Annotated in this window: 18 protein-coding genes and 1 pseudogene; 9 read left to right on the top strand and 10 right to left on the bottom strand. The window is 37.2% G+C overall.

Going from position 1 to position 19,121, the window contains the following annotated elements; translation table 11 throughout:
• Nucleotides 1-179: 179 nt before the first annotated feature.
• Genes BN2458_RS09410 through dnaN form a run of 6 tightly spaced genes read right to left on the bottom strand, consistent with a single transcriptional unit; the run spans nt 180 to nt 6,592 of the window.
• Nucleotides 180-524 (bottom strand): hypothetical protein, encoded by a 345-nt coding sequence (locus BN2458_RS09410; protein WP_052082188.1) that lies wholly within the window; start codon nt 522-524, stop codon nt 180-182.
• Complete coding sequence (locus BN2458_RS09405) at nt 521-1,174, bottom strand: hypothetical protein (RefSeq protein ID WP_034328319.1); 654 nt, start codon at nt 1,172-1,174, stop codon at nt 521-523. The genes BN2458_RS09410 and BN2458_RS09405 overlap by 4 nt, the downstream gene beginning before the upstream one ends.
• Nucleotides 1,164-2,660, bottom strand: a complete 1,497-nt coding sequence (locus tag BN2458_RS09400) for a hypothetical protein (protein ID WP_034328318.1) — start codon at nt 2,658-2,660, stop codon at nt 1,164-1,166. Before BN2458_RS09400 ends, BN2458_RS09405 begins: the two co-directional genes overlap by 11 nt.
• Before the next feature lie 8 nt (nt 2,661-2,668).
• Nucleotides 2,669-3,142, bottom strand: coding sequence for a crossover junction endodeoxyribonuclease RuvC (ruvC, locus tag BN2458_RS09395; RefSeq protein WP_034328316.1), 474 nt, complete (start codon nt 3,140-3,142; stop codon nt 2,669-2,671).
• A gap of 21 nt (nt 3,143-3,163) precedes the next feature.
• Nucleotides 3,164-5,482 carry a DNA topoisomerase (ATP-hydrolyzing) subunit B gene (gyrB, locus tag BN2458_RS09390; protein WP_034328314.1) on the bottom strand — a complete coding sequence of 773 codons (2,319 nt, stop codon included), beginning with the start codon at nt 5,480-5,482 and terminating at the stop codon, nt 3,164-3,166.
• A gap of 45 nt (nt 5,483-5,527) precedes the next feature.
• On the bottom strand, nt 5,528-6,592 hold the full coding sequence (gene dnaN / locus BN2458_RS09385; protein ID WP_034328312.1) for a DNA polymerase III subunit beta: 1,065 nt from the start codon (nt 6,590-6,592) through the stop codon (nt 5,528-5,530).
• A gap of 441 nt (nt 6,593-7,033) precedes the next feature.
• Here dnaN and BN2458_RS09380 point away from each other — a divergent pair, with 441 nt between their 5' ends.
• The 4 genes from BN2458_RS09380 to BN2458_RS09365 are packed head-to-tail and all read left to right on the top strand — an operon-like array spanning nt 7,034 to nt 10,173.
• Complete coding sequence (locus BN2458_RS09380; RefSeq protein WP_231944790.1) at nt 7,034-8,014, top strand: MlaE family ABC transporter permease; 981 nt, start codon at nt 7,034-7,036, stop codon at nt 8,012-8,014.
• Entirely contained in the window at nt 8,011-8,778 is a 768-nt protein-coding gene (locus BN2458_RS09375) for an ABC transporter ATP-binding protein (protein ID WP_034343528.1), read from the top strand. The genes BN2458_RS09380 and BN2458_RS09375 overlap by 4 nt, the downstream gene beginning before the upstream one ends.
• A 37-nt stretch (nt 8,779-8,815) precedes the next feature.
• Nucleotides 8,816-9,598 carry an MlaD family protein gene (locus BN2458_RS09370; RefSeq protein WP_034343527.1) on the top strand — a complete coding sequence of 261 codons (783 nt, stop codon included), beginning with the start codon at nt 8,816-8,818 and terminating at the stop codon, nt 9,596-9,598.
• Nucleotides 9,598-10,173, top strand: a complete 576-nt coding sequence (locus tag BN2458_RS09365; RefSeq protein ID WP_034327876.1) for a hypothetical protein — start codon at nt 9,598-9,600, stop codon at nt 10,171-10,173. The genes BN2458_RS09370 and BN2458_RS09365 overlap by 1 nt, the downstream gene beginning before the upstream one ends.
• A 109-nt stretch (nt 10,174-10,282) precedes the next feature.
• Here BN2458_RS09365 and BN2458_RS09360 read toward each other — a convergent pair whose 3' ends face one another.
• From BN2458_RS09360 to rsmA, 4 genes are read right to left on the bottom strand one after another with little or no spacing between them, the layout of a single operon-like run.
• On the bottom strand, nt 10,283-10,522 hold the full coding sequence (locus tag BN2458_RS09360; protein WP_034327874.1) for a DUF2443 family protein: 240 nt from the start codon (nt 10,520-10,522) through the stop codon (nt 10,283-10,285).
• Nucleotides 10,523-10,547: 25 nt separating this feature from the next.
• Nucleotides 10,548-11,519: a KpsF/GutQ family sugar-phosphate isomerase gene (locus BN2458_RS09355; protein ID WP_034327872.1), complete on the bottom strand. Its 972-nt coding sequence runs from the start codon at nt 11,517-11,519 to the stop codon at nt 10,548-10,550.
• A gap of 49 nt (nt 11,520-11,568) precedes the next feature.
• A complete protein-coding gene (locus BN2458_RS09350; RefSeq protein ID WP_034327871.1) occupies nt 11,569-13,668 on the bottom strand; it encodes a ribonuclease J in 2,100 nt (699 codons plus the stop codon).
• Nucleotides 13,637-14,470 carry a 16S rRNA (adenine(1518)-N(6)/adenine(1519)-N(6))-dimethyltransferase RsmA gene (rsmA, locus tag BN2458_RS10045; RefSeq protein ID WP_034327869.1) on the bottom strand — a complete coding sequence of 278 codons (834 nt, stop codon included), beginning with the start codon at nt 14,468-14,470 and terminating at the stop codon, nt 13,637-13,639. Before rsmA ends, BN2458_RS09350 begins: the two co-directional genes overlap by 32 nt.
• A 222-nt stretch (nt 14,471-14,692) precedes the next feature.
• Between rsmA and hisF the strand changes: the two genes are divergently transcribed.
• From hisF to BN2458_RS09325, 5 genes and pseudogenes are all read left to right on the top strand, one after another.
• Nucleotides 14,693-15,451: an imidazole glycerol phosphate synthase subunit HisF gene (gene hisF / locus BN2458_RS09340; protein WP_034327868.1), complete on the top strand. Its 759-nt coding sequence runs from the start codon at nt 14,693-14,695 to the stop codon at nt 15,449-15,451.
• Nucleotides 15,452-15,535: 84 nt separating this feature from the next.
• Nucleotides 15,536-16,153 (top strand): 5'-methylthioadenosine/S-adenosylhomocysteine nucleosidase family protein, encoded by a 618-nt coding sequence (locus tag BN2458_RS09335; protein WP_034327866.1) that lies wholly within the window; start codon nt 15,536-15,538, stop codon nt 16,151-16,153.
• A 13-nt stretch (nt 16,154-16,166) separates the two neighbouring features.
• A pseudogene (rlmN, locus tag BN2458_RS09330) lies at nt 16,167-17,393 on the top strand (23S rRNA (adenine(2503)-C(2))-methyltransferase RlmN); the annotation flags it as partial.
• A gap of 238 nt (nt 17,394-17,631) precedes the next feature.
• The gene (locus BN2458_RS10040; RefSeq protein ID WP_156407292.1) at nt 17,632-17,778 is read left to right on the top strand and encodes a hypothetical protein; all 147 of its coding nucleotides are present in this window, start codon (nt 17,632-17,634) and stop codon (nt 17,776-17,778) included.
• A gap of 110 nt (nt 17,779-17,888) precedes the next feature.
• On the top strand, nt 17,889-19,112 hold the full coding sequence (locus tag BN2458_RS09325; RefSeq protein WP_231944789.1) for an epoxyqueuosine reductase QueH: 1,224 nt from the start codon (nt 17,889-17,891) through the stop codon (nt 19,110-19,112).
• The last annotated feature ends 9 nt before the right edge of the window (nt 19,113-19,121 follow it).

Here is a 19,121-nt window from a genome sequence, read left to right as displayed (position 1 = left end):
GCGAGTTGTAAATCTACATTAGACTGGCGGTAGGGATTAATTGTAGCTGACATAAAGTAATATATAAGGGTTTGTGGGCTAAAAAGATATTTTTAAACAAAATTATGCCTATCTTACACATTTTGTGTTTTATTTTGCATTTTTACGCGCATCTTGCGGGATTTTGCCCTGTTCTTCAATCATTCATTTATATCTTTACCAACCACAATATGCTGAATAATCTTACCCTTTTGTATCTCAACATATTGGGGATAAATCTCAAGGATTCTATATCCTTGTATCATCGTGCCTTTTTCCAACCACTCGCCATTGATAAGGGCTTTGCCATTAACAATAGCCTGAAGTTTCAATGGATTTTTAGCCACATTATGCAAAAAAGGATTCTGCAAATGCGCGAGATTATCGAGGCTTTGGGCTTTAGAAAAATTATCTAAAAGTGTGAGATAATGTCGAATCTGTGCCTTTTCCTGTGCCACACAAACATTAAAGCAAAACAGCAATAAAAATATTACTTTTGCTCTCATTTGCGCACCTCCTTGATATTTTGCTTAGGTTGTGAATCTTCGCTTATTTGTTTTTGCAAACGATAATCAATAATTTGCAGACTAAAATATATAGATTCCTCACGGCTAGATGTAAAATGCATATAATCAATACTAAAAAAGCGATGAGATTCTATAAAAGCAAGCAATGCAACAATATCATCAAAATGCCCCATTCCCTCCACACTAAGAGCATTAAGTGCGGGATTTGGTGTGAATGCAAAAAGTGTGAGATGAGAAGTTTTGGCAAACTCAATGAGTGGGGGCATAAAAGTGTAGGGGTTAAGCAGGGGCTCTTGATTATCAAAATATTCTTGCAAAAGTGCAAGGTTTTCTTTTGTGTATTCAAGGCTAGAGTGCAAAGAGTACATTTGCTCTAAATGTTCATTTTTCGCGCTATACACAGAATCTAGAGAGAGATTGTATTCATTTTGCGTGTGAGAATGTAGCTGCCTCAATGTGCTAAGTCGCTCAAATAGCGGCATATACACAAAATCAAGCATTATAAATATCACACATAAGCTCGTGGCAGTGAATAAAAGATATTTTTCGCGTGTAGTTTTAGTGGAAAGAAAATGATATAAATGCTTTTGAATCTGCGCTAAATACGCTAAATGTGGCTTAAATCGCATAATGCACCACGATAATATGTGCGTGGAAAGATTCTATATTATGCGTTTGGTTTATGTGATTTGTAGAATCCCTATTTAGAGAATCTTTCACATTCTGCATATTTTTAGAATCTTGCAAAAAAGCCTTTTGTGTGCCGACATTGAGATATGCTAGAAATGTAGAAATATCAATATTATTCTGTGCACTGACTTTGAGTGAGGCGACAAATACACTCGGACTAAAATAAAAGCTCACATCATCATACGCTATACCCTCAAAGCGAGTGTTGAATATATCTTGCATAAAAACATAGCGCTTATTGTAGCTCTGCTGCCATAGACTCAAGTCTTGTAAGTTTGTAATAAGTTCATTTTGTCTCTGCGTGAGAGATACAAATGTGTCATACGCAAGTTGGTTTGATTGTGAATCTTGGTGCGTGAAAAGTGCCTCACTTTTAGCCTGTAACTCTGCAATGTCGTGCTCTAGATAATAAGTATATATTTTAAGACATAGAGGTAAAACGCATAAAAACATAATTGATACACACATAAGCGCGTAATATAATCTCTTGCGTGGATTTGACTTTGGGGCGAAGTTTGCTAAAGATTCCTGCGGAGCTAATAAGGCGTAATGCAAAGCTAACATTGCCCTAAAATCTTGCAGACTTAAATCTTTTTTCAAGGCACATATATCACTTAATGGCGCGATAAAAAGTGCTTGAGTCTGTGTAAAAGGTGTGCTAATAAGCAAAGAATTATGAGAATCTGACTCCGCAGATTCTGCAAAATCTACTGAATCTGCGCTATGTGAAAAATGTGCTAAAGATGTAAGAGTATCTTTATCCTCCGGCAAAAAATAATATATCTGTGTAAAATACTTTTTATAGGCTTCTTGCAAATATATAATATGTGCGCTGATGTGGCTATGCCATTCCTTTAGTTGCTCTTTTAATGCAACCTCTTGGCTTTGTTTTTGTGAATCTTGCAGGAGCATAGCAAAAGTTCGTAGGTGCTGTTTGCAAGATAATACCTCTTTAGGCACATTATTTTCAAAATAGCAGAGATAAGATTCTATAAATACAAGACAATCCGCATTTGTATCAAATGCCTTAAGCGCACAAGGTAGGAATATATCACAAGTGATAATAGGTGATTTTGGCAGTGCAAAGTCATTTGTGCATTCTAGCTTATGATAAAAAAAGCACTCACATACGCACTTTTGCTCATCAAAAAGATGTGCGCGATGAGTGAAATAAAGCTCATAAGCATATGCCGGAGCAGATAAAACAGAATCTTTGTAAGCAAGCGAAAATAGAAATGAAGAAATATGCTCATTTTGCAAATCCTGCACATCTATTTCTGCTTGAAAATATGTGAAATAAGATAAAGGCGGACAAAGAATATTTGTGCTTTTTGGCTTTTTGCCGCTGTGAGATAAGGTATTTTCATTTAGGGTGTAGCTGATATTATGTTGCAAGTCAAAAAAATGAGGCAAGATTTTTTGCATTTTTCGCCTTAGGGCTGTATTCTTTGGGAATGTGTAATTGCTATGGCAATGGCATCTGTGATGTCAAGTGGCTTTATCTCGCCTTTTATACCTAAAATATGTTTTACCATAAAAGCCACTTGTGCCTTATCTGCTTTACCATTGCCTGTGATAGCCTTTTTAACCTGTAAGGGCGTGTATTCAGCAAAATGCCCGATTTCTTGTAAAATTTTAAGGCTCAACGCCCCGCGGAATTGCGCGAGTTTGATTACACTCTTAGGATTATAGGCAAAAAACATATCTTCAATTGCCACCTCATCAATATGATACTGCTTCAATACCAAGTCGATGCCCTCGACAAATTCAATGATTTGAGCTTGTAACTCGCGCTCTTTAATTTTGATAAATCCCGCCTCAACGAGTTTCAAAGTCTTTGTATGACTAAAATCAATAATTGCATAGCCACAATTTCTACTGCCCGGGTCAATACCTAAGATATACACATTTCCTCTTAGTAGATTCTTTTATACATCAAGATGTTTTACATCTTTAGCGTGGTCTTGTATATATGCGCGCCGCGGCTCTACCTCATCTCCCATAAAGAGTGTAAAAATTTCATCGGTTACATTATCATCATCGATTTTCACACGCAAAAATGTGCGATTTGAAGGCATCATCGTTGTTTCCCATAGCTGGTCTGGATTCATCTCTCCTAAACCTTTATATCGCTGAATATACGCGTCTTTTTTCGCGCTCTCTTCGATTTTTTCTAAGAATGCAATTACATCTTCACCCTCTAAAAATGCAAGATTCCTATCTGCGATTTTTCCATAAACCGCACGCGCTTCCTTGAAAAAATTATTATCAAAAAGCTTATCATTTATGCTAAGCTCCACGAGTCCAACTTTGGTTTGCACATAAAGTGTAATCTGCTCATCACTACTTACTTTATTGAGGATATTGCATTCCCTGCTTTGTAAAAAAGATTCAATCTCTTTACTCAAATCATTTAAAGAGAGACTATCAAGCTTCTTGTTTTCGACAAAAAAGCGCACCACTTCCACCATAGGATAATGTTTTTCAAGCTCTTTTAAAAGCATACGATAATGTGAAATAAATTTGAGAATCTCCAAAAGTTCCTTATTCCCAATACCCTCGAAACTAAAATTTTCAATACCATTTTCGATAAGATATTCACTCAAAGCGCGTTCATCTTTGAGATAAATCTCTTTTTTGCCCCTCTTGTAGCGATAAAGCGGGGGCTGGGCTATATAAATATGTCCATTTTCAATAAGAGGCTTCAAATAGCGATAGAAAAAGGTCATTAGAAGTGTTTGGATATGGCTACCATCGACATCAGCATCAGTCATAATGATGATTTTATGATAGCGGAGATTCTCAAGATTAAACTCATCGCCAATCCCACAACCAAAGGCAGTAATCATATTTTTAATCTCATCAGATTTTAGAATCTTATCAAGGCGCGATTTTTCAACATTAAGAATCTTCCCTCGTAGAGGCAAAATTGCCTGAAATGCTCTATCACGCCCTTGCTTCGCACTTCCTCCCGCGCTATCGCCCTCAACGAGATAGATTTCGGATTCTTTTGGGTCTTTACTTTGACAATCAGCAAGCTTACCCGGCAATGTGCCAACTGAAAAACTCTCTTTCTTGCGCGTTAAATCCCTCGCTTTTTTCGCAGCTTCCCTACCGCGCGCCGCCATAATTGCCTTTTGCATAATAGCTTTTGCTTCATTTGGATTCTCTTCAAAGAATTTTGAGAGTTTTTCATAAGTGAGCTTTTGAACAATTGGCTTTACAAAAGAACTTCCTAGCTTACCTTTTGTTTGTCCCTCAAATTGCGGGTCAATCACCTTTGTAGAGATAATCGCCACGAGCCCTTCACGTACATCCTCGCCATTGACTTTAGAATCTTTCTCTCTTGCATTTGCATTCGCTTCAATGTAATTCATAATTGCTCGGCTAAGCCCTGCTCTAAATCCCGCCTCGTGTGTGCCACCATCTGGTGTGCGGATATTATTCACAAAGCTTAAAAGTTTCTCGTCATAACCCTCATTATACGCTAAGGCAATTTCTGCTTCACAATCTTGCTCACTCACTTCAAAGCTAATGATTGGCGAGATGAAAGGCTTTTTATTAATATCCTCTATAAATTGCTTTAAGCCGCCTTCGAAATGATAAGTCTCCTCAAATTGTGTGCGCTCGTCTTTGAAATGAATCGTAATATTGTGATTAAGATATGCCATTTCTTTGAATCTACGAATAAGAACTTCGCTATCAAACTCAAGCACCTCCATTACTTCCCCGTCTGGGAAAAATTCTATTGTCGTGCCGTGTTCTTTGCTCTTTCCAATGATTTCCAAATCGCTTTGTGGGATACCTTTTGCAAATTCTTGTCTATAAATATTGCCATTTTTGTGGATTGTCATAATGAGGCGATTTGAGAGAGCATTTACTACCGATACACCCACACCGTGCAAACCACCAGAAACTTTATAGGTATCTTGGTCAAATTTTCCACCTGCGTGAAGTGTAGTAAGCACTAAAGTAGCAGCGGGCAAATTCTCTGTGGGGTGAATATCCACAGGAATTCCACGTCCATTATCTTCAATAATTGCGCTTCCCTCCATAGTGAGAGTGATGCTAATTTTATTACAATATCCAGCCATAGCTTCATCTATGGAGTTATCCACAACCTCATAAATCATATGGTGTAAGCCACCAATGTTTGTATCGCCGATATACATACCCGGACGTTTTCGAACAGCCTCTAAACCTTTTAAAACTTTAATATTACTTGCTTGATATTCTTTTTTTTCCATTAGCAAATGCTCCAAATGTGGATTCTATAAAGGGGAAGCTGTGATTTAGAGAATCACAGGCATAATAACGGTTGAGAAATTACCATTTACAACGACAAATGGCGTATTTGGTTCATTAATGCAAAGTGTGAATTCATTGCCATCAATTTGTGAGAGGAAATCTAAAATATACTTGGAGTTAATCCCTAAGCACAAAAATTCAATACCGGTTTGAATCTCAAGCTGTGTGGAAGCCTCGCCACTCTCTTCGTTGAGAGATTCAAAAAGCATTTCATTTGGTTTAAATGTGATTTTGATATTGTTTGCAAGGGATTTTACAAATTGCAATGCATCAATGATTTTATCCTTAGGAAGCGCGATTTTATATTTAAAGTCTTTAGGAATGATTTTTTCGTAATCTGGATACTTACCATTGATGAGCTTTGTATAAAAAGTGTATTCATCGTTTTTGATGATTAAATGTGTGCTGTTGTGATAAATTTCAAAGTTATCAATGAAAAGCTTTGAAATTTCATTAATTGCTTTCTTTGGTATAATAAGTGAGAGTGTATCTACAGATTGACTTTTATACTCAATGATAGCTAGTCTCCTTGTGTCTGTGGCTACAAAATTATATCCATAGTCTTTAATATCAAGTAGAGAGCCGTTAAGCTCGTATTTTGGACTAGCTGTATCAACTGCTGGATTAATATTTTTGATTGAGTTCAAAAACTTCGTGGATTCTATTTGAAGCTTTTTATTTTTGTCATACTCGGGAAATTTTGGGAATTCATCAGCATTAAACATAGGTAGTTTTGTCTTTGATTTGCCTTGTGAAATTTGTATAGAATCTTGGTTTGTTGTTTCTATTGTTACCTCGCCGTCTTTAAGATATTTGATACTATCTAGCATTTGTCTACCATTTGCAGTGGCATTACCTTGTTCTATTGAGGGAATATTGATGTGAGATTCTAAATATATTTCATAATCAGTAGCTTTAAGGATAAAAATATTTTCTTGGACTTCAAAATAAATATGTGATGTGATTTGTGAGCGATCTCTCTTGTCAAGGAAATTTTGACAATTTGTAAGAATAGTCTCAAGCAAGTTTTTTGGAAGCGAGATTTTCATCTTTTTTATCCTTTAATATAAAATAGATTTTAGTAGAGGTAGTAGGTGCAGTGAAAATGTGAAAAAATATTATAAACTGCCTCTAATCCTCTCTAAATTTGCTGTTTATTATGTGAATAGCCAATGGAGACTATTCACAACAATTCACGCAATTATATCTAAAAATTTTTAGATTTTGGTATTTTTGGGCTAGATTGTGTGCAAACTTGGGCTTTATGAGTGCAATATTACAAGCTTTTGTTATAATTCTTTGGCTTTGTTTGCATATAAAATTTATTTTATATTTTAAAAGGACTGCTTTCAATGGATTTTAAGATAAGTTCTAATATAAATGAATCTCATATATTTTTTTATGGGCGATGCGATTGGAGGTTATCAAAAAAATCCCAAAAAAATTTTGCTAAGATCCTCAATCAAACATTATCTTCCAATAGTTCAAATATGCATATTGTCCTTAATTTTAGTCAAGTTGAAGTGGTTGATTATGTGTTTTGTGCTTTTTTATGTGAGCTTTTAAAGGGTAGAGATTTTACATTAGATGGTGCAAATGAGCATATTAATGATATGTTTTCTTCACTTTTGCAGACAATAGAATCTACGCAAGAAGATTCAAAAACATTTTTTTCCTTAGCTTTTTTATCTCACATAGGGAAAAAGATTAGCTCATTTGTAAATATTTTTATTGATTTTTTGCAGTTTTGTGGTATGTGCCTGTGGTATTTTATACTCTCTATTCGTTATCCTTTGCGTTTGCGTGTAGGCTCGGTTTTTTATCATATTAATGAATCTGGATTTAAAGCCTTGCCTGTCGCGCTTTTGACGGCTTTTATTGTGAGCTATGCGATTGCCTTGCAAGGTGTATTACAGCTTGAAAAAATGGGTGCGCCTCTAATGAGTGTGGAAATTGTGGCAAAACTTTCTTTGCGTGAAATGGGTCCTTTTGTTTTGGCAATTGTTATCGCTGGACGCAGTGCTTCTAGCTTTAGTGCGCAAATTGGTGTTATGAATCTCACAGAGGAGAATGACGCGCTCAAAACGATGAATCTTAGTCTGTATGATTATCTCGTATTGCCTCGTGTATTAGCTCTTGTGATTGTAATGCCCTTGCTTGTGTTCGTTGCTGATGTGGTAAGTCTCCTTGCTGCAATGTTTGCTGTAAAGATGCAAACAGGCATTAACTTCGTGCAATATTTAGAAAGATTCTATGAATATGTGGGGATTAGTCATTTTTTAGTGGGGCTTATAAAAACACCATTTTTTGGTGCGGCAATCGCGCTTGTAGGGTGTTTTCGTGGATTATCTGTAAGGGGTGATACAGAATCTGTGGGTTTGGAAACAACAAAAAGTGTTGTGAATGCGCTTTTTTGGGTGATTCTCATCAATGCAATCTTTTCAGTTATTACGACAAGGCTTAATATATGAGTATCATAAAAGTTGAGAATCTTTATACAAAATACAACGATGTGATTATTCACAATGGGATTAGTTTTGATGTGAAAAAAGGTGAAATCTTTGGCATATTAGGTGGAAGTGGGAGTGGCAAAAGCACATTACTTAAAAATATGCTCTTTTTGGAGAAGCCAACGAGCGGTTTAATCACATTTTTTGGTGAAAATATTTGGAGCTTAGCAGAGGATAAAAGAGGTAAGATTTTAGATCGTTGCGGTGTAATGTTTCAGTTTGGTGCGCTTTTTTCATCAATGAATGTGCTTGATAATGTGGGTTTTTTGCTGACTCAAAAAAGTGCTTATGATAAAGCAAGTATTGAAAAGATTTCAAAAATGTGGCTTGATATGGTAGGATTAAATGCAGATGTAGCTTATAGATACCCTTATGAACTCTCCGGAGGTATGAAAAAACGCGTAGCTTTAGCTAGAGCTTTGGCACTTAATCCCGATATTTTATTTTTAGATGAACCTACAAGCGGGTTAGATTTGCAAAGCTCGGAACGTTTTGACTTGCTGATACTTAAACTCAAAGAAGTGTTAAAAATTACGATTGTAATGGTAACACACGATTTAGATTCTATAAAAGATAGTGTGGATAGATTGATTTTACTTGAAGATAAGCATATTGTATTTGAAGGCACATTGCAAGAGCTTTATACAAGTATGTCTCAAGGACATACACAGGCAAAAATTTTTAATGGTAAGCGTGGAGCGCGTTTCTTGCAAGGCTTTGAATAAAATTGATAATATAAAAGCATAATTTGAAGGAGAAAATATGGAACGCAATGTTCGATATGTATGGATTGGAGCGATATTTTTTATTGTGCTTATTTGTATGGTGGTTTTTGTTTTATGGCTCAATCGCTTTGAAGTAGATTCTAAAAAATACGCGCAGTATTACGCATATAGCTCTAATGAAGTGAGTGGTGTAGGCACAAACACACCTATTCGATACAAGGGTATTAGTGTGGGGCACGTGCGTGATGTGAAATTTAAAGATATTGTTTCAGGCATTATCGAAGTCGATATGCTTATAGAATCTTCTTTGCCTATTCGCGAAAATGCAAAAGTCATCGTAAGCTCACAAGGATTAGCAGGGGCGAATTATCTCTCTATTATACAAAATGAGGGAGAAATATTACAAATAAACAGCGAGGGCAAAAAGGTACTCGAGTTTGACAAAGGTGAGCTTGATAAAATCTTAGCAAAAGCAGGGGAGCTAGGCGATAATGTAGATTTACTTCTTAAAAGTGTGAATAGTGTATTTGATGAGGGAAATATTGGCGAAATCAGTTTGCTGTTAAAAGATTTGCGAACGAGTATGGATTCTATGCAGAGTGTGGCAAAGCAACTTGATACACAAATGCAAAATGGTGAGTATAATATCCGTGAGATTCTAACACCCACTCTTTTTGCGCTGCAAAGTAGTTTGCAGGATATGAGCGCGTTTTTTACTAAAGCTTCGGCATTTTTGGATAAAGTCGATAAAAATCCCTATGATAGCTTTTTTGGCAAAGAATCCAAAGACAAAAGTAAAGACTCTAAAAAGGATAAATAATGAAATGGATATTTTTATGCCTCTGCGCGTGGATTATGCTGGGTTGTGTTGATGTGAAAATTGCTTCTAACATTGATAATATATCGTATTTGCATTTGCAGCCACAGATACAATCTTATTCGTGTAAGATACCTAAAAAACTCGCCCTGCTTGATATACGCGCTATGCCACCCTATCATAGCAACAATATTTACATTTTGAATTCTAAACATATTGATGTGCTTAAGGCACAAAAATGGATAGCCCTACCCCAAGATATGTTACAAAGAGCATTTGTGTTTAAGGCAAAGGAACAATGTTTTGAAGTCTCTATGCCACCACTTGGTACACAAAGGCTTCAAACTCTACTTAAACTCTCTTTACTCTCCTTACAGATTGTGGAGGAAAATAATACATATAAGGCACAAATAAGTGTGTTTTATGAGCTTATCTCTACGAATCTTAAAAGTAAAAGTGGCGTGATACAATCAAGTAAAACCATAGAATCTCTTAGTGATTCACATATCACACAAGGTTTTGCGCTAGCAAGCGATGAGGTGCTGATACAAATCCTACGCACAGCACAAAAGTTTTAGAATCTATGATAGATTCTAAAACTTGCAAGATTCTATTTATGAGTCTTAGAATTTTTGTGGTAATGCGCGAACTTCGTAAGATTCAAAAAAGCACTTAAAAAGCGCAATTTTAGAAAATAAGCAACTCGCGTTTGAGTTTATTGAGTGCGTCAATTTGGGCTTTAAGCTTTTCAACTTCCACATCAATTTGTGAAAGCAAGTCAAAGCTAAGATGCTCGGGCATATCCTGCGAACCACGTTTAATCATAATATAATCAATGAGCGAGATTTTAGCGATATTGAGTAAAATATTAATATCATCGCGAATGTCCTCGATATTTTTAAAAATTTCATCTATTTTTTCAAACATCTTTATCCTCCTTGCTCGGTAGATTTTATTTAAGCCCAGCAGCGATGAGTGTATGTAAGTGTATAACACCTTGTATATGATTTTGCTTATCTGTGATGATTAAGAGCTGAATTTTGTTTTCCTCCATCATTTTAAGCGCATCAAAGGCAAGGATTTGTGGATTATCACAAGTTTTTGGTGAGCGCGTGGCATAGGCACTTACGGGTGCATTTAAGTCAAAATTGTTCATCATCATTGCGCGGCGTAAGTCACCATCACTTAGAATCCCCCAAAGTGCGTTATCTTGCGTGATGATAGCATTTCCTAGTCTCTTTTCACTCATTACAATAATCGCTTGAGCCAAAGGTATATCCGGTGCAATAAGGGGGAGATTTTCTGTTTGCATTAAATCTTTAATTTTTACAAAAAGCTGCTTGCCAAGCGCACCGCCGGGGTGAAATGAAGCAAAATCATTTGCCTTAAAGTCGCGCTTTTTCATAAGGCACACAGCCAACGCATCACCTAATGCGAGAGTGAGCGTAGTGGAGCTTGTAGGCGCGATATTAAGCGGGCAGGCTTCTTTCTCTATGCTAATATCTAAAAAGTAATCGCCCATAGCCGAGAGCGGAGAATTTCTATCCTTACTCATCGTGATGATAGGATTCCCCAAACGTTTAATGTGCGGGAGGATATTGAGTAATTCCTCGCTCTTGCCACTATAACTAATAGCGAGGATAATATCATTTTTTTGTAGTAGCCCCAAATCGCCGTGCATTGCCTCTGTGGGGTGCATAAAAATGCTTGGTGTGCCTGTGCTTGAAAGTGTGGCAGAAATCTTTGCGCCGATAAGTCCGCTCTTACCTACGCCACACACAACAAGTTTTCCTTTAGAATCCGCAACTAACTCCACGATTTTTTCAAGCTCTGCACTTTGAATTTTTTTTGCTGCTTGAAGTAGGGCGTTAGATTCCATCTCAAGAACTTCTTTCGCGATGAGTGCGTAATCTAGCTTTGCCATTTTATCCCTCGCTTTTTGCTTTGTTATTTTTATCTCGCTTTGGTGATTTCTACACGATGTAAATCATTGGCACGATTGTTGGATATTTTTTGACTTTCTTAAAAATATGTCGCTTGAAGAGATTATGCACTTCGTTTTCGAGATTTTTTGCATTGAATCCCTCTTGTTTAAAGTTTTTTACAAGAAATTCTAGCGTCTCATTCATTTCTTTTTCAAAGCCTTTGTCCTCTTTGTCTGCCACGAGTCCATAGCTAGAAATCTTTGTTTCTAGAATCTTGCGCTCTTTGTTGATACGTGCGGAGATAATCACAATGCCATCTTGAGCCAAAGCCTGTCTATCAAGCACAACATCATTTTCAATCTGGCGATTGATTTGATTGTCAATATAAGTTTTGCCATTTTTGACACTGCGCACCTTTTTTATATAGTTTGGATTGACTTCAATTTGGTCGCCATCTTCCATAAGCAGGATATTTTTTTCAAGCACCCCACAAGCTATCGCCGTTTGTTTATGTTTGGCGATGTGGTTGTATTCTCCGTGCACGGGCAAGAAAAATTTTGGCTTAATGAGTCGTAGCATTAGCTTTTGTTCTTCTTGTGCAGCGTGTCCGCTTACATGAATCTCGCTAAAGTCTTGATAAGCGACTTTTGCTCCAGCTTTGAGGAGAAAATTTAGCACAACAGATACAGAGCCTTCGTTGCCCGGAATTGCCTTAGCGGAAATAATCACCATATCACTAGGTTTGATTTTGATATGGCGGTGCTCGTCTGTTGCCATACGATAGAGTGCGCTCATCGTCTCGCCTTGTGAGCCTGTGGTAACAATAAGCACCTCATTGTCAGGATATTTTGCGACTTCGTGGGCTTCTATAAAAATATTTTGTGGTAGGTCAATATAGCCTAACTCGCGCGCAATTTCGAGATTCTTTTCCATAGAGCGTCCAATTACAGCGACTTTGCGATTATACTTTAGCCCGTAGTGGATAGCCTGATACACGCGGTGAATATTTGATGAAAAAGTGCTCATTATCACGCGCCCTTCTGCTTGTTTAAAAAGAGATTCAAAAGTTGGTCCCACACTCGCTTCACTAGGCGTTGTCCCGCTGCGATGTGAGTTTGTAGAATCACTAAGTAAAAGCATCACGCCCTCTTCCCCATAGTGTGCGAGGCGGTGCAAGTCAGTGGGGAGATTGTCAATAGGCGTGTGGTCGATTTTAAAATCACCAGTATGGATAATTACCCCTGCTTCTGTGCGTATAGCAAGGGCAGAAGCATCAATTACAGAGTGCGTGATATTAATCCATTCAACCTCAAATGCACCAATTTTAATTGGCTTGCGTTTTTGCACGATTTTGAAGAACGAGCGGAATTTTTTTAGCCCGTGCTCGTCAAATTTACTGCCAATCATACCCAGTGGCAGTGGTGTGCCATAGATTGGAAATTGCAAAAGTTTGAAAAGATAAGGCACCGCGCCAATGTGGTCTTCGTGCGCGTGAGTGATAATTACCCCTGCGATTTTATCCTTAATCGCAAAAAGATAGCTAAAATCCGGCACGAGGATATCCACGCCGTGCATATCCTCATTTGGAAAGCTCATACCTACATCAATAACGATTGCCGAATCTGGAGTTTCGATAACGGTGATATTCCCGCCGATTTCGCCTAGCCCACCAAGAGGTGTGATACGCACACTTGCTTTTGTGTTGAGATTCAATTTATTGTGGGGATTGAGGCTCTGCATTTGAATCCTTGTATTTGCCTCTACACATTTTTTTAAATCTTTATGTAGCCCAAGATTGCCACTTTCATTGACATCACGCACCTCACTAACGCCGTTTATGTTCTCCTCTGCTTGTGCTTTGTTTTGATTCTGCGCCATAGGATTTTTGCCCTGCCATTTGCGCTTTTCAAATGGTTTTTGTCTCTGTTCACCATTATGTTGATGTCTATCTTGTGGGTGCTGTGATTTTGGCTTGTGATAATATTCTTTTTTGCCTTCTCTTGTATTGTGGCTTGATTCTCTATGATATTCCCTAGATTCTCCTGTGGCAGTCATATCATTTGCTTGTTTCTCTATGGATTTCTTTTTGAATCTTTCCCCAAAAGATTGTGGCTTATTATGTTGCTCTGTTACATTCTTTTCTTCCATTGCTATGTCCTTTTTTAAGAATTTGTAAAATGTGGTGAAAACTTTTTGTCTCTACTTCGTGTGCTCGTGCATTGAGTGATATACCCACGGATTCTAAAGCCTCTTGCAAAACACATTTATCAAAAGTCGTACTAAGATTTTTGAAGAGCGTTTTGCGTGGTGCAATAAAAGCACATTTTAAAAAAGATTCTAAATCATACAAAGAGAAACCTTTAAATGGCTTAGCACAATGCTTTTGAATCACAAACACAGATGAGGTTACCTTTGGCACAGGAGAAAAAGCGGTATTTGGCACATCAAAAAGTAGTTGCGCCTCGCCAAAGCTTTGGGTTAAAACGCTTAGGGCACAAAAATCGCTTTTTCCACTTGTAGCACAAAATTTTTGTGCTACTTCCTTTTGTGTCATTACAAGCAATGCACGACAAAAATCATCACGCAAAAGTCGCAAAATAATATGCGTGGCAATATAATAAGGAAGATTAGAGACAACCTTGTATTCATTTTCATAGAGCCACTGCTGCTCCTGTGGAAAATTTAAAACATTTTCATAGATAATTTTCAATCGCCCACTTTGAATATGACTAGAAAATTTTTTATCAAGCAAAGAACATAAGTCTAAATCGACTTCATAGGCTATCAAGGATTCTATTTTCAATAGCTCTTGTGTCAAATCACCCAAGCCAACCCCAATTTCTACACATTGGATAGGAAGTGTGGGAATGGATTGGATAATCTTATGGAGGTAGTGAGAATCTTGCAAGAAGTTTTGTCCAAAATGTTTTTTTGCTTTATAACTTTTCACTACCCACCCTTAGTCTATGCGGCATTATAACCTAAAATATGCAAATATTTTGTTTCTGTAAAGAGTATTTGGCTATGATACGCACTTAAATCTATAATTTACACAAGTTTTGAATCTTAAACAAAAGTATTTTAAAGCCCAAAGTATAAATTTAATCCTAAGAGATAGAATCTCAAAGCAATGCTAAAACTACAGATTCCAAACAAAGCCAAAGGAGAATATATGAGCCTAGCAAAGAGGATTATCCCTTGCCTTGATGTACGTGGTGGGCGTGTGGTAAAGGGTGTAAATTTTGTTGGCTTAAAAGACGCGGGGGACCCTGTGGAGATTGCTAGACGTTATAATGATGAGGGTGCGGACGAACTCGTGTTGCTTGATATTACCGCAAGCCACGAGCAACGCGGCACGATGATAGATATTGTCAAAAATATAGCAAAGGAAGTGTTTATACCCTTTAGCGTGGGCGGAGGTATAAGCTCTATAGATGATATGTCTGCTCTACTCAATGCGGGTTGTGATAAAGTGAGTATCAATAGTGCGGCGATTAAGAATCCTCATCTCATTGATGAAGGTGCAAAACGTTTTGGCTCACAATGTATTATTTTGGCTGTCGATGCAAAAATGTTCGCCCCAAATGTGTGGCATATCTATATCAATGGCGGACGAGTGGATACGGGCAAGGATATGATTGAGTGGATAAAAGAGGCTTGCGATAGAGGGGCTGGAGAAATACTCCTCACAAGTATGGACACTGATGGCACAAAAAATGGCTATGATAAAATGATGATAGAATCTTTGGCTACTTTTGTGAAAGTGCCAATTATCGCAAGTGGTGGAGCGGGCAAAATGGAAGATTTTGCTGCGGTTTTTGATTATGGAGCTGATGCAGCATTAGCCGCGAGTGTGTTTCACTATAAAGAGATTGACATCAAAGATTTGAAAAGATACTTACAAAACAAAGGTGTTTCGGTAAGAATTTGAGTGAGTGAAAATATCAAGGTTATAAATAGCCATAAAATTTAGCTTGTCTTTACTGGTAAAAGATAAAAATAGAGTGGAGTAAAAATGATAGTATGCGCGGGTAATGGTGAGTACTTTTCTTTCGCAAAATCCATAGGCATTGGATTGTGTGAAAGCGCGATAGGACTAACTCAAGTGTGCTTAAGGGAGAGCGTGGATTCTATAATTTTTGTAGGAAGTGCTGGAGCATATAGCAAAGATATTTGTATCGGCGATATTTGTCTTGCTGATAATGCGACACAAATAGAGTTAGGTTTCTTAGAGGATAAAGCCTATACCCCGCTTGACAACCATATTCAAAGCGGAGTTTTAAACGAAAAATATGTTTCATATGAAACATATAAGAATCTTGCCACCTACAAAAAAGTCATTGTGAATAGCTCAAATTACATTACGACTGATGAGGCTATGGCTTTACGATTTGCTAATGCAAATATCGCTTTAGAGAATATGGAATTTTTTGCAGTGATGAGAGTGGCGCAATATTTTCACTTGCCTTGCGCTGGTGTATTTTGCGTGAGTAATCACTGCCATAAAAATGCACATAATGAATTTTTGTCTAATCATCAAATGGTAAAAGAAAAGATTATGGCAGAATCTCATTTTATACAGCAGCTTTCATACGCCTTAGCCCATAGAAATGAGTCAAATGATAGAGAATGAAAAACGTGTAAATATGAAAACACAAATACAAAAAAATGTGAATCCACACAAGCCTAACAAGCTTACAGATACTAAACAAAATACACGCAAAAATACAAAGAATGAAAATGCTAATAAGGATACTCATAGAAATGTGCCTAAGAACATCTTAGATTCTAAAAAATTACAAGAAGGCACAACATTACTACCAAGTCTTTATAACTACACTTTAGATGAACTTTCTACCTTGCTCTCTCCCTCTTTCCGTGCAAAGCAAATTTATCACTGGCTTTATCATCGATATGAAAATGATATTACCTCAATGAATAATATTTCAAAGGCAATGCAGGAATTTCTGCAATCGCATTTTGTGGTATCACAAATCGAGCCTTTGCGTATAGAGACGAGCAAGGACGGGAGCAAAAAATATCTTTTCCACACACACGATGGACATAGTTTTGAATCTGTGTTGATACAGATGCGAGAGAAGCAAAGCAAGGACGGCATAGAAAAAAGTGAAAAATGGACAATGTGTCTTTCAAGTCAAATTGGTTGCAAGGTGGGTTGCGCATTTTGTTTTACCGCAAAAGGTGGATTTGTGCGGAATCTATCCGCTGCCGAAATAGTCGAACAGGTTGTGATGATGAAAAGGGATAATCACATCGCACCTCACAAAAAAGTCAATATTGTTTTTATGGGTATGGGTGAGCCACTTGATAATTTAGAAAATGTAGCAAGGGCGATTAATATCTTAAGTGAGCTTCAAGGATTAAGCATTTCGGCAAAAAGACAGACAATTTCTACAAGCGGTATCGCTCCTAAAATTAAAGTATTAGGCAGTTTGAATCTCGGGGTGCAACTCGCGATTTCTCTTCACGCTGTTGATGATGAATTGCGCTCGAAGCTTATGCCAATTAATAAGGCTTATAACATTGCCGATGTGCTTAAAGAAGTGAGGACGTTTCCTGTGGATACGCGCAAAAGAGTGATGTTTGAATATTTGATGATAAAAGATGTAAATGATGATTTAAAAAGTGCAAAAAAACTTCTTTCTTTGCTTAATGGTATTAGGGCAAAAGTGAATTTGATACTTTTTAATCCACACGAGGGAAGTGAATTTGAGCGTCCGCAGATGGATAAGGTCAAAGCATTTGCCGATTTTTTGGTGGAGCGGGGATTGCTCTGCACGATACGAGAATCTAAGGGTATTGATATTAGTGCAGCGTGCGGACAACTGCGTGAAAAGGTGAAGCAAGAGAATGGAATAATCGTGCCAAAGCCAAAGGCTTTACGCAAAAAACTTTTAAATACAGAATCTATGCAAGATTCTAAAAATTTTATCGATACTCAATTACCCACACAGAATCGGCAAGGCAAAAATATAAGTAGTAATGTTTCACGCGAAACATTACATATAGATTCAAAGACTCAATACTCACAAAACAAAGCACAATCTCATAAGAAAACAAAAGATGTGTTTGTGCAAAAAGGATTTAGCAATGAGGATTAGAATCTTGCAATATTTTTATTGGCGGATAGATTTAAAAGTAATTTTAGATTCTATAAAAATCGTTGAAAATCAAAAAATAGAATCTTTAACAAAATGCAAGTGGTGGATTCTAAAAACGCACAATGTAAAATCATAAGAAAGGAGAAGCATATACAATGATAAATTTAGATATTTTGCTCATTGTTTTTTTGGCGGCAGTTGTATTTGTAGGTGTCGTGTCATTTTGGTATTTTGCAAACAAGAAAGATGAGTAAGCCTACACCCTATGATATGCTCGTGCATATTTGCTGCTCGGTGGATAGCCATTATTTTTTGAGTGAGCTGCAAAAAATCTATCCTAATAGCAAAATGTTAGGGTATTTTTATAACCCAAATATTCATCCCAAAGAAGAATATGATTTGCGTCTGCTTGATGTGGAGCGGAGTTGCAAAATGCTGGGCGTTGATTTAATAGAGGGAGAATACGAGATTCACAAATGGTTTGATGATGTAAGGGGCTTAGAATGTGAGCCGGAAAAAGGCAAACGATGTGTGAAGTGCTTTGATATGCGATTAGAAAAAAGCGCACAGGTCGCACAAAAAATGTCTATCCATTCTTTCACCTCCACTCTTTTGGCTAGTCCGCTTAAGGAGCAGGAGATTTTGTATGCGGAGGGTGATGAAATCGCCTGTGCTTATGGATTGGATTTTGTCAAAATTAATGTGCGTAGCAATGGTGGCACACAGGCTCAAAGTGTGCTCGCAAATAAGGATAGACTTTATAAACAAACTTATTGTGGTTGTCAATTTGCGCTTAACAAGCAAAGGGAAAAGCAGAATCAATTTCCACTCGAGCTAATGAGTAATATTGGCAGACAGATAGCACCCGATAGCAATGAGGAGCGTCAGCTCGTATTTGCAATGCGCGATAAATGTGAATGTGAGGGAGTAGAATACATACTCTATAAACACCCTAAAATGATTTGGCGCAATCTAAGAAGCCTATGTATAAAAAATAGTGAGGTCATAGGATCTTATGTATTGACCCATTCACGCAGTAAAAATATGGTAAAAACTTCAAATATTACCTACATAAAGCAATCAATACACATTGCACCTTTTTTGCTTCAGGCTAATGTATTGGGAGAAAGATTAGAATCTGCAAAGAGTGAGGTAGGAGGTAGCGCAGATGTGCAGAATGTGCTACATAAGAGCGTGAGTATTTGGCTAGGCTATGCAAGGCACGATGATAGTGTGTTTATAAGTGTTGAGGATATAAATGCTCTGCTTGGCACATCTTATCATTGTGCACAAGATATGGTGTATTGTCCCCCGCTTTATAAAGATGAGTTGATGTTGCGCACAATGTTGTGCGGAGCAGATAGTCTGAATCCTATCATTATTTTAGATAGCCGCATTGAAGATTCTATGAAAGTTTTTATTAATGCACATTTTCAAGAAAGTAATGTTTTTGGCATTATCACACATTAGAAATTTTTG

This window comes from Helicobacter typhlonius (assembly GCF_001460635.1).
Taxonomy (GTDB): Bacteria; Campylobacterota; Campylobacteria; order Campylobacterales; family Helicobacteraceae; genus Helicobacter_C; species Helicobacter_C typhlonius.
The sequence above is the reverse complement of the archived record's forward strand: the minus strand, read 5'-3'. Positions and strand labels throughout refer to the sequence as shown.